General features: G+C 42.0%; 14 protein-coding genes. 4 read left to right on the plus strand and 10 right to left on the minus strand.

The window, feature by feature from the left end:
• The first annotated feature begins 51 nt into the window (after positions 1-51).
• Together DI53_RS16200 and DI53_RS16205 are read left to right on the plus strand one after the other, a co-directional pair.
• Positions 52-885: a sulfite exporter TauE/SafE family protein gene (locus DI53_RS16200; RefSeq protein ID WP_052072492.1), complete on the plus strand. Its 834-nt coding sequence runs from the start codon at positions 52-54 to the stop codon at positions 883-885.
• Between the two features lie 31 nt (positions 886-916).
• Positions 917-2,293 carry an MBL fold metallo-hydrolase gene (locus DI53_RS16205; RefSeq protein ID WP_037502143.1) on the plus strand — a complete coding sequence of 459 codons (1,377 nt, stop codon included), beginning with the start codon at positions 917-919 and terminating at the stop codon, positions 2,291-2,293.
• Positions 2,294-2,332: 39 nt separating this feature from the next.
• Here DI53_RS16205 and DI53_RS16210 read toward each other — a convergent pair whose 3' ends face one another.
• From DI53_RS16210 to DI53_RS16230, 5 genes are all read right to left on the minus strand, one after another.
• On the minus strand, positions 2,333-3,235 hold the full coding sequence (locus DI53_RS16210; RefSeq protein WP_037502148.1) for a serine hydrolase: 903 nt from the start codon (positions 3,233-3,235) through the stop codon (positions 2,333-2,335).
• 22 nt (positions 3,236-3,257) lie between these two features.
• Complete coding sequence (locus DI53_RS16215; RefSeq protein WP_037502151.1) at positions 3,258-3,908, minus strand: NAD(P)-dependent oxidoreductase; 651 nt, start codon at positions 3,906-3,908, stop codon at positions 3,258-3,260.
• 420 nt (positions 3,909-4,328) lie between these two features.
• Entirely contained in the window at positions 4,329-5,762 is a 1,434-nt protein-coding gene (locus DI53_RS16220; protein ID WP_037502154.1) for a TolC family protein, read from the minus strand.
• Between the two features lie 8 nt (positions 5,763-5,770).
• The gene (locus tag DI53_RS16225) at positions 5,771-7,129 is read right to left on the minus strand and encodes an HlyD family secretion protein (RefSeq protein WP_052072493.1); all 1,359 of its coding nucleotides are present in this window, start codon (positions 7,127-7,129) and stop codon (positions 5,771-5,773) included.
• Positions 7,119-8,120 carry an ABC transporter transmembrane domain-containing protein gene (locus DI53_RS16230; protein WP_037502157.1) on the minus strand — a complete coding sequence of 334 codons (1,002 nt, stop codon included), beginning with the start codon at positions 8,118-8,120 and terminating at the stop codon, positions 7,119-7,121. The genes DI53_RS16225 and DI53_RS16230 overlap by 11 nt, the downstream gene beginning before the upstream one ends.
• 713 nt (positions 8,121-8,833) lie before the next feature.
• Here DI53_RS16230 and DI53_RS16240 point away from each other — a divergent pair.
• Entirely contained in the window at positions 8,834-9,514 is a 681-nt protein-coding gene (locus DI53_RS16240) for a hypothetical protein (protein WP_131555331.1), read from the plus strand.
• A 52-nt stretch (positions 9,515-9,566) separates the two neighbouring features.
• Here DI53_RS16240 and DI53_RS16245 read toward each other — a convergent pair whose 3' ends face one another.
• The 5 genes from DI53_RS16245 to DI53_RS16265 form a co-directional block, all read right to left on the minus strand.
• A complete protein-coding gene (locus DI53_RS16245) occupies positions 9,567-11,198 on the minus strand; it encodes an ABC-F family ATP-binding cassette domain-containing protein (protein WP_037502165.1) in 1,632 nt (543 codons plus the stop codon).
• Positions 11,199-11,286: 88 nt separating this feature from the next.
• On the minus strand, positions 11,287-13,734 hold the full coding sequence (locus DI53_RS16250; RefSeq protein ID WP_037502168.1) for an ATP-binding protein: 2,448 nt from the start codon (positions 13,732-13,734) through the stop codon (positions 11,287-11,289).
• Between the two features lie 218 nt (positions 13,735-13,952).
• Complete coding sequence (locus tag DI53_RS16255) at positions 13,953-14,324, minus strand: response regulator (RefSeq protein WP_037502171.1); 372 nt, start codon at positions 14,322-14,324, stop codon at positions 13,953-13,955.
• A 254-nt stretch (positions 14,325-14,578) separates the two neighbouring features.
• Positions 14,579-14,815: a hypothetical protein gene (locus DI53_RS16260; protein WP_037502174.1), complete on the minus strand. Its 237-nt coding sequence runs from the start codon at positions 14,813-14,815 to the stop codon at positions 14,579-14,581.
• A 1-nt stretch (position 14,816) separates the two neighbouring features.
• Positions 14,817-15,674: a universal stress protein gene (locus DI53_RS16265; protein ID WP_037502177.1), complete on the minus strand. Its 858-nt coding sequence runs from the start codon at positions 15,672-15,674 to the stop codon at positions 14,817-14,819.
• Positions 15,675-15,892: 218 nt separating this feature from the next.
• On the opposite strand from DI53_RS16265, the gene DI53_RS16270 reads away from it, so the two are divergent.
• Positions 15,893-16,504 carry an RNA polymerase sigma factor gene (locus DI53_RS16270; protein WP_037502180.1) on the plus strand — a complete coding sequence of 204 codons (612 nt, stop codon included), beginning with the start codon at positions 15,893-15,895 and terminating at the stop codon, positions 16,502-16,504.
• Positions 16,505-16,510: the final 6 nt, after the last annotated feature.

The following is a 16,510-nucleotide window of genomic DNA, read 5'->3' on the forward strand; positions in this document are numbered from 1 at the left end:
TTTTTGGAAGCAATTACTTGCAGGTGAGCTTCGCTCAAACATGGCGCAAGTATGATAGCCGGATTTTTGCTCGCGATTTTTATAGGATTGACATTAGGCTTAATAGGCAGCGGTGGTACGATATTGACTGTTCCTGTTTTCGTGTATGTGATGGGCGTTGACCCTGTAATGGCGACGACCTACGCGCTCTTCGCGGTGGGAGCCACGTCAGTAGTTGGTGCCGTCCGTGGGTTTATGAATAGCGAGATAGACATAAAGCAAGCTTGTCGCTTTGGGATTCCTTCCTTACTTACCGTGTTTCTTACGCGAAGTTATTTGTTGCCCCTCGTACCAGAGACAATTCATTTCGGTGCATTTGAGATTCATCAGTCCGTACTTCTGATGATTATCTTTGCTTTGATTATGCTCACTGCCGCCATTTCTATGATTGTGAGCGACAAGTCACTAGCGCAATACACCATGACGGAGAAAGAAACCAATAGCACAAAAACCACGGTATTAGGCGTGGTGGTAGGACTTGTTACCGGCGTAGTGGGTGCAGGTGGAGGATTTTTAATTGTGCCGGCTTTATTGAGTTTACTAAAACTTCCGTTGCGGAAAGCCGTCTCGACATCCTTATTGATCATTAGTGTTAATTCACTATTCGGAATGCTTGGCGATGTAGAGAAGGCGAAAGATTTCGATTGGTTCGTTCTTTGCGGATACACTTTTTTTGCAATAATGGGAATATTTGGTGGATTTTTGCTTTCAAACAAGATTGATGGATCGGTTTTAAAAAGTGTATTTGGTTATTTGATCCTATGCTTATCCGTCTATATTCTTTTAAGCGAATTGTATTTAATCTTCTTAGTCCCCGTTGGGGACGGGGTGATGCCCCAGCTTTAATTAATAAAAAATAGATAAAAAATAGAAAGGTATGTTTTTTCAACAAATTTATGATAAGACTTTATCCCAAGCAAGCTATTTTGTAGGTTGTCAGGCGACAAAAGAGGCTATTGTTATCGATGCTAAAAGAGATGTTGACACCTATTTGGAAATCGCTAAGCAACAGCATATGCAAATTACCCATGTTGTTGAAACGCATATTCATGCTGATTTTCTATCGGGCACACGCGAGCTGGCCACGCTAACAGCTGCTTCTATCTATCTATCAGATGAGGGAGATGCAGAATGGCAATATCAGTTTCCGCACGTAGGATTATCTGACGGGAGTATTATCAAGGTCGGAAATTTATCGTTGGAAATTATGCACACGCCCGGCCATACGCCGGAAAGTATCAGTTTATTACTTCGTGATCATTCTGCATCAGACGAGCCAGTTATGATTTTTACCGGCGACTTCGTTTTCGTAGGTGACGTCGGGCGTCCGGATTTATTGGAGGAGGTCGCTGGCGTCGTGGGCTCAAGAGAACAAGGAGCAAGAGCCCTATTTAACTCGCTACAAAAATTTATCGACTTGCCGGATTATGTTCAGGTATGGCCAGGGCACGGAGCGGGATCTGCCTGCGGCAAAGCGCTTGGTGCAGTTCCCTGTAGCACCGTCGGATACGAAAAAATCAGAAATTGGGCTTTGCAATATGCGCATGATTATCGCAAGTTTGAAGCCTATCTATTGCAGGATCAACCAGAAGTACCACGCTACTTTGCTACGATGAAAAAGTTAAATCGTATGCCACGTCCTTTGCTTACGAAGGTGCCTGTTCATCCGCTTTTGAATCGTGCGGATCTATCTGAAGAAGACCTTATTATCGACGCCCGCCACAAAACTAAATTTGCAGCCGCACATATCAAGGGATCACTGAATATTCAGCATAACAATTCTATGGCCACTTGGATAGGATCTCTGCTTGACGCTACAAATTCCTTGGCAATTATTGCGGAAGAAGAGGAGCACGAAGCAATTACACGTAAGCTCATGCGCATTGGTTTCGATCGTATAGTAGGCTTTATATCAACTGTTAGCGATGCCGATGCTCAGGAATCGGTACAGCTTTTAACATCAGGAGAAGTGGAGGAAATGATGACTAGCGACGATTATCTGCTAGTGGACGTTCGAAGCAGGCAAGAATATGATAGAGCCCACATTCCGGGCGCAATACATAGCTTTGTTGGCCACTTATATAAAGAAGATTTGCAAAAATTTGCTGGTAGGCACATCATCCTATATTGCCAAGCTGGAGATCGCGCTTCTGTGGCATACTCGTATTTGGCTAGTCGAGGCGTTCAGCCACTTTCTGTATATCCAGGAAGCTTCCAGGAGTGGCAGCAACTGGGAAAGTTGGTTACCGCCTAACCCGCTGCGGAACTCCAATCTTATGTATTAGAGCTGACTTTAGTCAATAAGGTCAAAGGGTGCGAATTCATGCTTGGGTTCAAAATGATTCCAAATGGTGTTCGCAATTTTACGCGTCAACTCTTCGGCGGTATTATCTCGGGTCCAGCGTTGATCCTTGTTGTCTTTAGTCAATACGGCAAACACAAAATCACCTGACGGGCCATGTACGAATACCACCTCGCCGCGCGCAGCGTCTACAGAGCCAGTTTTAGAGGCTGTAGCGACATAGGCAGGAAACTGTGATAACGAACGCTCGTTGTAGAACTGATTTTTTAAATACCGATACATTTTGTTGGAAAGGCGGGGTGAGAAAATTTCTCCCTGCCTGATCATAGTCATCAATTTTACAATTTCCCGCGGCGTTGTTTGTCCCCAACCGTATTGTTTCCATAACTTTTCCCTACCCGTGGTTCTAGAGTTAACCTTCGTTTCGTTAAGTCCAAGTTTCTCCATAAGCGGATTGATAGCCTGACCGCCGCCGGCGAGTTCTTGACACCATATCGAGGCTACGTTATCGCTATAGGTTAGCATTAGCGATATCATCGTGCTAAGATCAATCTCCGCGCTATCTTTAAATAATTGCATAAGGCCAGACCCACCATATTCGCGCTCTAGCGTGTAGCGGTAGTTCGCATTTAATTTTAAAGCGCCGGAATCTATCTTATTAAAAACACCGACAAGAAGCGGAACTTTCACAATGCTGGCGGTGGGGAAAATACTGTCAGCGGAAATTTCAACGGTCCTGTTGGATTTTAAATGGTGCACATAAATGCCAATCTCTCCTTCAAAACCTGCCACTAAGTCTTTGAGGTTATGTGTTAATTTTCTATCGGTTTTTTGTGCGTAACCAGTGAAGTACATACAGACGCAGAGAAAGAGTGCAAGGATATAATTTACCATGATGTAAAATAGACAAAAATCCTTAGTATCCGGCCGTAAATCTCTTTTTAATGAATTTTGCGTCTTCCAGTTCATCTGCAATAGCTACTGCAAGGTCTTCAACAGACAATCGAGAATGCCCATCTTTATCGAAGACGGGACTGTCCAAATTTGTTCTATATTTGCCGGTTCGCGTCCCGGAGCTTTTAGCATTCATTTCAATGGCTGGGCTAAAGAAGGTCCAGTCCAGGTCATATTCCCGCTTTACAATTTCAAGGTAATCCGAAGCCGCTTTTGCACCCTGTTTTATATCTTCAGGGAAATCGTCGGCATCGATTAACTTGTTGCCATCAATCTCCAAACTACCGGCGCCACCAATAAATAAAGCTCGCGCTATTCCGGCTTCCTTAATAGCGTGAATAATAGCGCGCCCACCGGCTAGATAATCATCATAGATTGATGGATTCGACCAACCTGAATTAAATGCAGACACAACAATATCATTCCCTTTTAAGGCTGCAGTAAGGGCTGTATCTTCAATAACATCAGCTTGAACAGCGATAACGTTGGAAGCTGATTTGATTTTTTGTACATCTCTCGCAATTGCCGTTACCGTATAGTTGCGTGTAGTAAGTTCCCGTAAAATTGCTGATCCGACAAAGCCTGTCGCGCCAATTAATGCTACCTTTTTCATATCCTGTTTTTAATATGTTATACCATTTCTACCATAAGAATGGCTTTAGCTACATAATGTTTTCATTATTTTAATCTTCATAGGGGGCGAGGCTATCTTGGGAAAGTATTGGATGGCGTTTTTCTACATTTGTCGGCCAACTATATACCACTATAGTATTAAGGGAAAGATTGCCGCTAATAGCTGTTTTGGGGTTAATATATTTTCAAAACGAACTATTTAACATTCTTTTCAATATTTCTATAAAAAAAATACTATTAAAATTTTTTTTGAATTTTATTTGTTTTAATTTTATGTAATCACACACACTATTAACTACACTTGATGGTTGTTAACACCATTAAAGCTTCCTGACCGCCCGGTCAGGAAGCTTCCTTGCAACAAAGTCTTTCTTGAGTTGAATGTTTTGCTTGATGAAATTTAAAGCCTCGTCCCGGCTTTGTAGTAGAGTTCCGCCAACGTTTTTTGATAACTCATAATCAGACTCTCCTGTTTGATTTGCATATCAATTAGTTTGCTTTCCCTGCTATTGATGATGAATAGGGTTGTTTCACCTAAATCGAACTTTTGGAGTTCTCCCTGCAATAAAATTTGCTGATTGGCTATATTCTCAATTTGGAGTCGAATTTGCTGACTATAGGCCGTCAGATCATTATACTTTAGGGTTACATCGTTTTTTATATTACGACCTAGAATAACTTGGTCATAACGGAGCTCGTTTTGCTTAATCCGTACCTCCCGCAGCTTACCGCGTTCTGCGCGCAAAAAGATGGGAAACGCAAAGTCTACCCCCAGTTTGTAATTACCCCAGTTAAAATCATAGTGTGGGGGCAGCGTTTCATTGAAGCTCCTCCGGCTTGATAGGAATGTTCCGGATACGTTTAGTGTCGGCTTCAACATTTCCCGACGATAGCGTTCCTCAATAGATAATTGAAGCTCTTTGCTTTCCAGCTGCAGAATTTCCGGGTGAAGGGTTTCAGCCTGCGCTAGTAAGTCCACGAGTATTGTTGCATTAGGGGTAAGGCTATTATGGGCGATCGTGTCTGGCATTGCACTTTCAGGTAATTCCACGGGTCTCTGCTCTGGGTTCCATAGGTGGTTGGACAATATCAGACGTGTGTTTTTTAGTTCAATTTCATATTTTGCAAGTTCCATTTGACGCTCTTGTACTGTAATCGCTGCCTCAATGGAATCTATAGGCGGTTTATCCCCTAATATAGTTTGCTCACTGATCGCACGAAAGCGGGTCTCCGCGAGGCGGACGCCTTCAGCAATAAGCGTGTATTGCCGATATGCGTAGTACCAATCCCAATAATCTGAAACGGCTTCGAACCAAATGCTATTGATCTCTTTAATTTTTTGAGCTTCCGCATAGTCAACCATCGCCTCAGCCTGCCAAAGCGTATTCCGTCTGCCATCTATAAAGAGGCCTTGCCCAAGTGGGATGCTAATACCAACTGCAGATAGTCCTGCATTATTGGTTCGCGTTTGCGGATTGGTATACGCGCCTACATTTCGGTCATAACCGACCTTTAAATCTGCGCCGGCCAGCCATAACGGCACCTTTAGTTCACTGGACCAGTGGTTGTAGTAAGCTGTATTACCGAAATGTTTGTTATTGAATGAGGTATATAGGGCCGGATCAAACTTTCCGAGGGCTTGAAAAACCTGCGCGCGGGCCGTCTCACTGAGCAAACGCGTTTGCTTGACTACCGGGTGATGCGCCATCAAGAGCTCTTCCAGATCCACTAACGTGAACACCGGATTTGTATTAGTCGTTTCAGACTCCTGGGCAATTGCCTGTGATCCAAATAGCGATAAGCATAGCAGGAGTAATCTCCAAAACTTGATCATGCGGATTATTATTTTAATACCTCTTCTTTCGGTTCACGCTCCAAACTTGGCGGGAAGCCATTTAATTGGCGCCATATCTCATACCAGAGCGGGACAGCGTTAAGGATTACCCGGCCATATACACCTGACCCTAAGCGCAGCTGCTGTGGCCACTCTTCGTCACCTTCCGGAACGGGATTTGCCGGTCGGATTAGTAGCCTGTATTGCCCATTTGAACTGCTGACTTTATCGATGACAGTCACCTTGCCGGCAAAGGTTCCTACCGCTACGGATGGCCATCCTGAAAATTGCACCGAAGGCCATCCTTCGAATTGCAACCGCGTGTTACTCTCCTTCAAGATCAGAGGAACATCCATCGCGTTAACATAAATCTCAGCGGCTAGTTGTGGCTCTCGCGGCTGTAGTGTGGCGACGGATTCACCTTCTTTTATATTCTCGCCAATACCAGCTTTCAACGTTTTTACAATAAAACCGTTTTGCGGTGCTCTTACAATATATAGTCCTCGTCGAATATCGATATTCGTGATTTCATTCCGCAATTTTGCAATGTCTCCCTGCACGCTTGCTCTCGACGAGAGGGCGGAGCTAAGGTCGGATTGTGCTTTGGCCAAAGATTCATTGTATTTAGCCCGTATATTATCAAGCTCAATGCTGGCATTCGTTAATGATTGCCTGGAGTTGGTCAGTTTGTTTTCAGCGCTAACAACTTTGGCTCGGTCATTTTGCAGATTAAGGCGTCGTGTTTCGATATCGGTAAGCGAGAATAGGCCGTCTTGGTAACCGCGTTCGTAGCGCTCTAGACGGGACACACTCGTCGCATACATAGTTTCCGTCGCCACGAGATCTGCGCTGTCAATTTTAACAACATTACGTGCTTGGATCACCTTGTTTTGCGCGGCCTCAAGTTGATAACGCAATCCTGCCCCCAAGGCATCAATCTGCGCCTCTGTTGCTCTCATCTTCTGCGCCGCGGCATCTTCGCCGCTTCGCTTCGCCAGTAGTTGCTCTTGCAGACGTTCCGGAAGCTCCGGGTCGAAGTACGATTGGCTTGTTTCTGAAATTACTAAAATCGTATCACCCTTTTTTACTTCTTGCCCTTCTCGCACAGCCCAATGTTCTATTCTACCGCCAATCTGATTTTGAACAGTTTGAGGCCGATCTTCAGGCCTTAAAGCCGTAACGGAGCCCTTGCCGGGAATCGTTTGTCGCCAAGGCAAAAACAAAACGATAACAAAGATAATAGAAGCAATGAGCATCAAGCGTCCCAGAAATATAGAACCTTTCTCTTTTAGCAGTTGATCTTTACCGTGCTGGGAAAGTTCTTGCCATTCAACAAACTTATCGATACTGTATTTTCTATCTGCCATATGGATCTGCGTCCTCCTCCAACGCTAAATCGGTAACCGCGCCAAGCTTGACGCTACCGGTTAACATATCAAAAATAGTGTTCAAATTCATGAACAGTTTTTCGATAGCGTAGCCAATTTGCACGATAACGACTTCAGCAGCCACAAATTGACCGAAGGTCATCTGGCGTTCAACCACAAAGTAAGAACCCAACAGAAGCATAGCGCCAAAGAGGAGGGTTCGTATAATTGCCGAACTTGCAAAGAAGCGTTTCAGCACTTTAAAGTGGTCATTGCGGGAATGTAAGTATTTGCTACTAATAAAATCTGTCTGCGAAACCACCTCTTGCATTTTTGCGGGGTTGCCGCGGTAATTCTCAATATTGGCGGCCACATTTTCAAGGTAAGCTACGGTTTCATATTTATACTCGGATTCCTGAATACTGGTGGTCAAACCGTGTCGGTAGTAAACGATGAGCACAACTGCAATAGCAATGATTACGACCAATCCAAAGGTTAAGAATACGGGGTGATAAAAGGATAATAAAATTACGCTGAAAGATATCGTCACTATGGCAGCCATAATATCTATCAGAAGCTTTATGATACCTTTTTGGATAATTATAACGTCAAAAAAGCGATTAACCAACTCAACGAGATTTTCATCTACCAACTCTGAGGCCTTGATTCGCGGTAACCGATAAGCAAATTCGATCGCAGATTTTAAGAAAATCTTTTGTTCCAAGTATTCAACCAAACTCATTTGCCCGATAAGTAGTATCCCTGCAATGGCTACTCCGACGATTACAAAGGCAATAAGGATATAGGTAGAGCTATACATTGCCCCGTTATTTAATAAATTGAAAATAGCCGTTATACCTACCGGAATAGTTAAACTAAAAGCACCGATTACAATGGCATATAGAAATATGTAATTGATCGTTTTGCGTTCAGGATGAAGAAGTCTAAGCAATCGTTGCAAAGGCGTATGACTACCGTGTTTACTCGCCATAAATAAAATTTAAATTTTTAGAAATCTTGTCAATTTCATCTCTTACAGTTACTTAAGTAAAAAATGATTACACGGCATAGTTGTCGGGAGGCGGGGAGGGAATACTATCGAAATGATCTGTCGTAAATAGAATATTAGGCTTTTTTCTGAGAGATGATATGCTTCGTTCCTTAACAGGAACATTTTGAAAATAATCTGACAGCAAACAAACCAATTTGCCTGACGTTTTTTTAATCTCGTGACTTTCATCCGTCTCGGATGCATCTGCATCGATTGGCATGCTCGAAATAATACAATTTTTGTCGGGAAATACGCTAAATAATAAGCCACTAGTCTTCAATGCCAATAGCGCAAGAAGGAAAGTGCTTAACAGCTGTACAAAAAATGTATTACGTAAATACTGGAGCATTCTTTGGTATTTGTCGATGCAATTATACAAAATATTCAAAAAAAAATTACATCGAAAATAAGGAAAGTATGGTGCTCACAGTTTTGTGACGAATTTCTTATAAAAATGCCCGCACGTACAATAATTTGTAGATTTTTACCGAGCAAGTTAACAAAGAACGGATTGTCTGATAGCACACGAACCATATTAACGTTTATGTCCAAATAGATCTGGACTAAAACTTAATCTTGGCGCATGCTAATAACATTTGAAAAACAATCTTCATTTCAAATTGTTGAAACGACGAATGTCTATCTAATTAAGTATGATAACTAAACCTCTTCTAATATTGTCTATGCTGCTATGTACGGGAGCGTTTCTTTTTGCACAAAATAATAGCAAAAATTGCGAATGTCCAGCGAACAAATTCGCGCCGACTGAGCCGCAAGCGGTCTTTCAATTTTCATCGGGGGAATCTATTGCGTTATGTGGCTATAAAGTAGACGATGATAATCGCAAGCTTTTCTCAGAATTTGTACTTACCGTTTGCGGGTCGGGCACGCTAATAGATTTTTGGGATGCTAGTTTATTGTGTGAGGTTCGTAGCGTTGAGGATACCCTATTTATTGAGCAGATAGCAAGTTTACCGATCGGTGTAGATTTTGCACAGCAGGATGTGGCTTGGTTAATAGAGAAAATAACGATGAATGAAGGTGAACTACACCGAACGCTACAATTAAACAGAGAAGTGCGAAAATACGAACCAAGCGAAATCAACGATGTGCTGGTGCAATATGAAAAGGCAGATTCTATTCCTAATGAATACAACATGACGCTTGCAGGGCGGTTACTTATCGCTACAATTTCTGGAAATGAGAAGGCCAGGAAATATTTTATGCAATTTCGAGAGCGATTTGGGATACTCGATGGTGCATTTTCTCAGGAGTACCATTTTCTACAAACAATGCTTGAGGCTTGGGATAGCGACAAAGAAGTCGTTTATTAGCTGATGACAAACGACTTCTTTATAGCCTGAGCGATGCGTAGTTGCTCCATTCTTAACGCTCAATATCTTTTAAACTACTCATCTTTTTATATTCTAAGAAGCCTTTGATGTCTTCAAAATGTTCGCGAACGCGCTTGTTGCCAAACTCAAATACTTTCTTTGCTAAGCCATCCAAAAAATCACGATCATGTGAAACCAAAATTAGCGTGCCATCAAAATCTTGCAGTGCATCTTTTATAATGTCTTTGGTTTTCATGTCCAAATGGTTCGTCGGCTCATCCAATATCAAGACATTCACCGGTTCCAGCAGTAATTTGATCATGGCCAACCGCGTCTTTTCACCGCCAGACAACACCTTCACTTTCTTTGTTGTGTCGTCACCACTGAACATGAATGCACCCAAAAGGTCTTTGATACGCACCCGAACGTCACCTACGGCAATTTGATCTATCGTTTCAAATACAGTAAGTTCCTCGTCCAACAGCGCCGCTTGATTTTGCGCGAAATAACCAATCTTTGCATTATGGCCGACCTTTAGCGATCCATCATACGCTATCTCGCCCATGATGGCCTTAATCATCGTAGATTTTCCTTCTCCATTTTTGCCAACGAAAGCAACCTTCTCTCCACGTTCAATAACCATGGAAGCATCTTTAAAAACGACGTGATCTCCATAGGCCTTTGATAATTCTTCGACAATAACCGGGTATTGCCCCGAGCGGGGCGATGGCGGAAACTTTAAGCGTAGGGCAGAGGTGTCAACCTCGTCAATTTCAATGATTTCCAGCTTTTCCAACATTTTAACCCGCGACTGCACCTGTAAGGTTTTAGAATACGTTCCTCGAAAACGATCTATAAACTCCTGATTATCGGCGATAAATCGCTGTTGTTCCTCGTATGCTTTTAGCTGGTGTTGGCGTCTTTCTTTACGTAGTTCCAAATAGTGGCTGTATTTTGCTTTGTAATCATAAATGCGGCCCATTGTGACTTCAATTGTACGATTCGTGATGTTGTCTACAAAGGCCCGATCATGCGAGATCACAATAACAGCTTTCGCCGAGTGCACTAAAAAATCTTCCAGCCACTGAATACTTTCGATATCCATGTGGTTTGTTGGCTCATCGAGTAAAATCAGGTCGGGTTTTTTTAGCAATATTTTGGCCAGCTCAATGCGCATTCGCCAGCCTCCTGAAAATTCAGACGTTTGCCTGCCAAAATCAGATCGTTCAAAGCCGAGCCCTTTCAACACCTTTTCCACTTCGGCATCGTAATTGGTTTCCTCGATAGAATAAAACTTTTCGCTTAATTCGGATACACGTTCGATCAGTTGCATGTACTCATCCGTTTCATAGTCTGTGCGTGTATTGAGCTGTTCGTTCAAAGACTCGAGCTCATCCCGCATGAGGTAAACCTCTTCGAAGGCTTTGGATGTCTCTTCAAAAACAGTAACATTATCCCGCGTTAACAAGTGTTGGGGTAAGTAAGCAATTATAGCTTCCTTGGGGCCGGAAATATTGCCGGTAGTCGGTTTACCAACGCCTGCAATGATCTTCAATAAGGTAGACTTACCGGCACCATTTTTTCCCATTAATGCTATTTTATCATTTTCATTAATAGAGAATGATACATCACTGAATAGCGTAGTTCCTCCGAACGATACTGAAATATTATTTACGTTGATCACGATGTGCTTATATTAAATCTTGGCCAAAGATAAGCTAATAACCGTGTTTCTTAGCGAAAAACTAATTTTTTGAAGGTGGGATGCTATTTTATTCGGGCTGTAGGTTTTCTGCGTTTATAATAGGAATGGAAAACCAAAATGTAGTGCCATTACCCTCTTCGCTAATCAAGCCTATTTCGCCGTCATGAAGACGTATAATTTCTTTGGAGATGAATAACCCTATCCCGAAACCATTAACATGTATGTTCTGGGTGTTTTCTACCCGATAAAATCTATCAAATATTTTGGCCTGTTCGGTTATTGATATGCCACTTCCATGATCTATAACCCGCGTGATCAAATTAGCACCCATTTGCTCCGCATGTATATGAATGGATGTCTTTGAAGGTGCATACTTGATGGCGTTATTGACAAAGTTAATGATCACCTGTTCCAATTTGTCGCGATCAGCATAGAGGGAAAGTTTATCCGTGTAATCCTCAAAAATGAAGATATGAGAAGAAACCGTTTCCGAAAGGGTCTTTTTAATATCGCTAAAAAGTCCATTGGCGTCAAAAGTATTTCTTCGAAGCTGTAGTTTACCTTCGTTTACGCGTGCAATATCGAGAAAGCTATCAATCAGCAAGCGCATACGCTCAGCCTGTCTAGTCGCACTGACGACCATGGAATGAACCCGCTCATCGTCCATTTGGTTTCTTTTGAGCATCAAAATTTGGAGATACCCCGAAAGTGAGGTCAGTGGGGAACGAAGTTCGTGACTTGCGATGCTTAGAAAGTCAATTTTCCTTTGCTCTTCTTCTTTTTGTGCCGTAATATCAATAATGACTCCGTAAAACGTATGGCCTAGGCCGTCATTATCTGCTGTTCCACTACCGAAAGATCGCAGCCATTTTGTTTTACCAGATCTTTTGTCTATGAGCTGGTAGCTGTAATCACAAGGCTTTTTATGTAAGTAAGCATCGTGCATGGCGCTTTCAGCTACCAACATATAGGCTTCCAATATTTCATTTGTAATAATTTCCTCTTCAGCATCAAAAGCAAACATGGCGCGGGCGTGTGCGTTGAGTTGTATTTCCTTTGTGTTTAAATTGAAGGTGAAGGTTCCGATTTGTGCCGAATCGACAATAAGTTGTTGAATCTTCTCTTTTTCAGCAATAAGGTTGTTGAAGTGGTCAATCTTTTCCTGAGCGAGAGTAACGTCGGTTATATCTCGGGCCGTGCCCGAAAAAAGCATCGGTTGATTCAGCTCGTCAAAATAAGCCCTACCTTTGCAGTGCAGCCACCTCAATCGGCCGTCTGTCGCCCCAACAGTGCGAAATTGAACTTCATAAAGCCCGTCAGATTTAGGGTTGATGGCCATTTGCACCGCCTGGTCAACAAACGTGCGATCATCGTCGTGTATATAGCGAAGCACTTTGTCATAGGCAATCGAGTTTCCAGGTAGGTAGCCAAACATCTCTTTCGTTCGATCATCAAAAAAAACATTTCCCTCGGCGATATCCAATGTCCATGTACCAAGCTCTGCCGATTGTATTGCTAAATTCATACGATCTTCGTTCAATTTAAGCTTGTCGAATGCGAATTGCAACTCATTGTTCAGCGAGCGTGATACTTCCTCTGCTTGTATCAGGTTCAGGTTAGAGGCTTCCAATTCCTTGTTTAGAGCCATCAACTCCTCATTGAGACTGCCGAGTTCTTTATTTACCTGCTGGAATTCTACATCTCGTTTTCGAAGTGCGTCCATAGCGCTTGTTGTGTCGCTGATATCCCGTACAGAGCCTACCAGACGGACGGGGTTATGTTTCTCGTCGAAGTACACCATGCCTAGCGCATGGACGCGTTTGAGTAGGCCCTGACTATCCGTTCCGGTACGAAAGGTGACATTGAACTCTCCCTGCTTAGTTTGCTCTTCATACGCTTCGGACATGGCTTTTATGACGCGTAACTTGTCAGCTTGATAAACACCATTAAGAAAATCTAAAGGAGATCCACCTTTTTTAGCAGCTGAGACAAAAAACAAATCCCTGCAGCGTTGATCCCATAGGAGTACGTTCTGTTTGATATCTAGATCGAATAGACCAATTTGCGATCTTTTCGCTAATTCCGCCTGGACAATTAGCTCATCTATCTCACCGCTGAAAAGCGGGGCTTTGGATACATTTTTTTCAGGAAACGCTGCTTTAACGGATTGTATAATGGAATATGTTTGGCCATTCTTATCTGGCAATGCCTTAAATTCAAAGTTAAAATGGCGGGTTTGTAGCTGTCCAGCATCTACAATCGGGAAGGCGACGAGTTCCAACGCGCTACTTTCAGAGCTGTCCCATACTTTTTGAAGAATTTCTATGAAAGATTGTGTTTTCGAATCAGAAAAGGCATCTACAAAAGATTTTCCAATGATGTCATCTTTTTTATTCCAAATCTGGAGCATGGACTCGTTGGCAAACGCAATTCTTAATTCTCTACTATCGAAAACAGCTATTGCATCCGGGGCATAACGGAGCACATCATATAATACCTGATCCGAAGTAAGCATAGATTAAGAATTTTAGCTAAATATAGATAAAATAAATCTTCTTAACGAAAAAAAAAGTGGATATAAAATCAGTCTCAATAGGGGTGAGAGGCCTTTTTTTTAATCTAATATTATTTAATAAAAGATGATTCATATTGCGCTGCTGAACCTTCAACAATGAGGCAAAAGCATCCTTACTGTTTTCCGACCTCATATTGTCTTTGTCCCTCGAACAGGATTTACTGAGCGGCCTTTAATGCTTCATTCACGGTGTCTAACAATTCATCCATATCGAAGGGTTTAGCGAGAAACACATTAGCGCCAGCTTCTAAAGCCACCTCATAGCCGTTTCGGCTGGCAGAAATGCAGATTATAAACGTTTCTTTCAGCATTTCTTCCCCCCGAACAAACTTGATACTTTCATCACCTGTTACAACAGGCATCCAAAGGTCTACAATAAATATGTCGGGACGTTCTTGGCTAAGCCGATCAAAAATCGCACTGCTATTCGTCTCGCATATGACTTCTGCATCCACATCTTCCAACATTAATTCAAGCATATTGACGATGCCGAAATCGTCATCGCAAATCAAGATTTTTTTCTTCGTCATTTAGTTTAGATAGCGTATACAGTCGAACTTGCGCGTATTACTGAATTGCATTGTGCAGTAATACATTTTAAAAGGTTGAAGAGCAAAAATAATAGGTACTAATGAAATGTGAAAATGTTTTTTGAATTTATTGATAGGGCAAGCTTGGCCTATTAAACCGGTTGGAACGAAATTTTTAGTAGGTTATGGCAGGGAATGTGTCAAACACAGCGTCGTTTCAAAGACTATCTATTGGTTTTCAACTGCTTTGTTGCTTATTTCAAATACATGGCTTCGCGGTGCTCCAACACCTCTTTTATCGTTGGCGTACCTTTCGCTAATAACGTTTCATGATAGGGTGCTTTAATAATTACCTTATACGTTTTACCGTTTACGGAAAGAAAAAACAATGCGCCGTTAGTGATTTGGCCTTCATCGACCAATAAGGTATATTTTTCAGCTGGCTGCTTCAGAAGCTGATGTTTGCTAAAAAGTGTAAGTAGTTGTTCCATCTTAAAAGTTTCCGGGGTCATCACCTTCTTGCAGAACAAGTGTCGCCATATTTGCATGTACGCGAAGACGATTGCTAATGCTCGATGTGAAAATCCGTTCTAAAAAATTTCTATTTCGCTTTACAACACATAGGAGATCGGCGCCATACTGATTGATGTACACATTCACCGTGTGTTCTATAGACTCCTTGTATTCCAGAAAGACAAATTCAAGCTTTTCTTCTTGAAATTTCTTTCGCCAACGCTCCGAAATACCGATCACCTCTGCGTTGTATTCTTTATGCACGTATACGCATTTCACTCGGACACCAAAAGGGCGGATAATGTCGAATATTTCTTGAAGCGCCGCCTCGTCATTATCACGGAATAAGGTCGTAAAGATGACTTCCTCGATGCGTTTATAATTTGATTCCTTAGGAACCGACAGTACAGGTACTCTTACGCCACGTATTACGCCCAATGTATTTGAACCAAATATCTTGTCTATCAAACCCTGCGCGCGGTTGGTGCCCATCAGCACAAAGTTTATTTTTTCCCGTTCTATTATTTCTTCTGCATTGGCGACCACTGTACCTTCTTCGAATAAAAATGTAAGTGGGATCTGCGCTAGGTCTTTCTCCAAAGCTATGCTTCGCAGCAATTCCGTATGCCTTTTGTAGCTCTCAAATTGATGAAATTCGTAGTTTTCGTAAACTTCCGGAACAATTTCGGGCTGACCACCATGCGTAGCCGTCAAAACAGGTTGCATATACGTATGCAAAACATAGATTGTGGCTTTAAGATCCTTCGCTAAGTGCAAGGCATATACAAAGGCATTATTGGCCGCATCGGAAAAATCAGTAGGAAACAAAATTCTCATGAGCTCAACGTATTATTTCTGTTGAAAGCAATTTACACTATTTAACGTTCTAAAACAATCAGCGTCGGGGATTTATTTTTTTTTCAGCTGTAGCATCGGTATCAAAGATTGCGTTATCTAAGCAATTTATAAGATCGAGGGTATGATGAAATTTTAGTTCGCTGTTCGGCTAGTAAAAGATTATTTCGCTAAATTGGCTTATCGGAGCAGACGATTAAATGAAGAGCATTCGGCAATACTGGAAAAGAGAAACTCTTTTGTCCCTTCGGGAGGCATTGGACGACTGTGTTTTGGAAAAATCCGAACGAGGAAAATCTTTCATTTACAAGAAATACTACGGATATGTAATGGCTGTCGTTCTTCGTTATGTTAACGCCGAGATGGATGCGGAGGAAGTAGTCAATGAGTCGTTTGTAAAGGTATTTCGAAAAAGCGAAAGTTTTGAAAAACATGCCGATGATGAAGTATTAGAAAAAACGTTTCGCTCTTGGTTGGCACGTATAGCTGTTAATACATCGATCGATATGCTTCGAAGCAAGAAGCCGATGGAATATTTTGACGATACTTCCGCTGAAGATATAAAAATGCACAGTACCGTTATAAGTGATAAGTTGGGTGTAGAAGATATTCTGAAATTGCTGGATAAAATACCCGATATACAACGGTCTATCTTTAATTTATTTGAGATAGAGGGGTATTCACACGAAGAGATTGGTGAAATGCTGAGTATTCCGGAGAGCACGTCAAGGACGTATTTGACGAGAGCTAAGCAACGGTTGAGAAAGTTATACATAGAAGAATTTACTGTTTCGCAAAATATACATATGTAATTGCGG

Source organism: Sphingobacterium deserti (genome assembly GCF_000757725.1).
GTDB lineage: Bacteria > Bacteroidota > Bacteroidia > Sphingobacteriales > Sphingobacteriaceae > Sphingobacterium > Sphingobacterium deserti.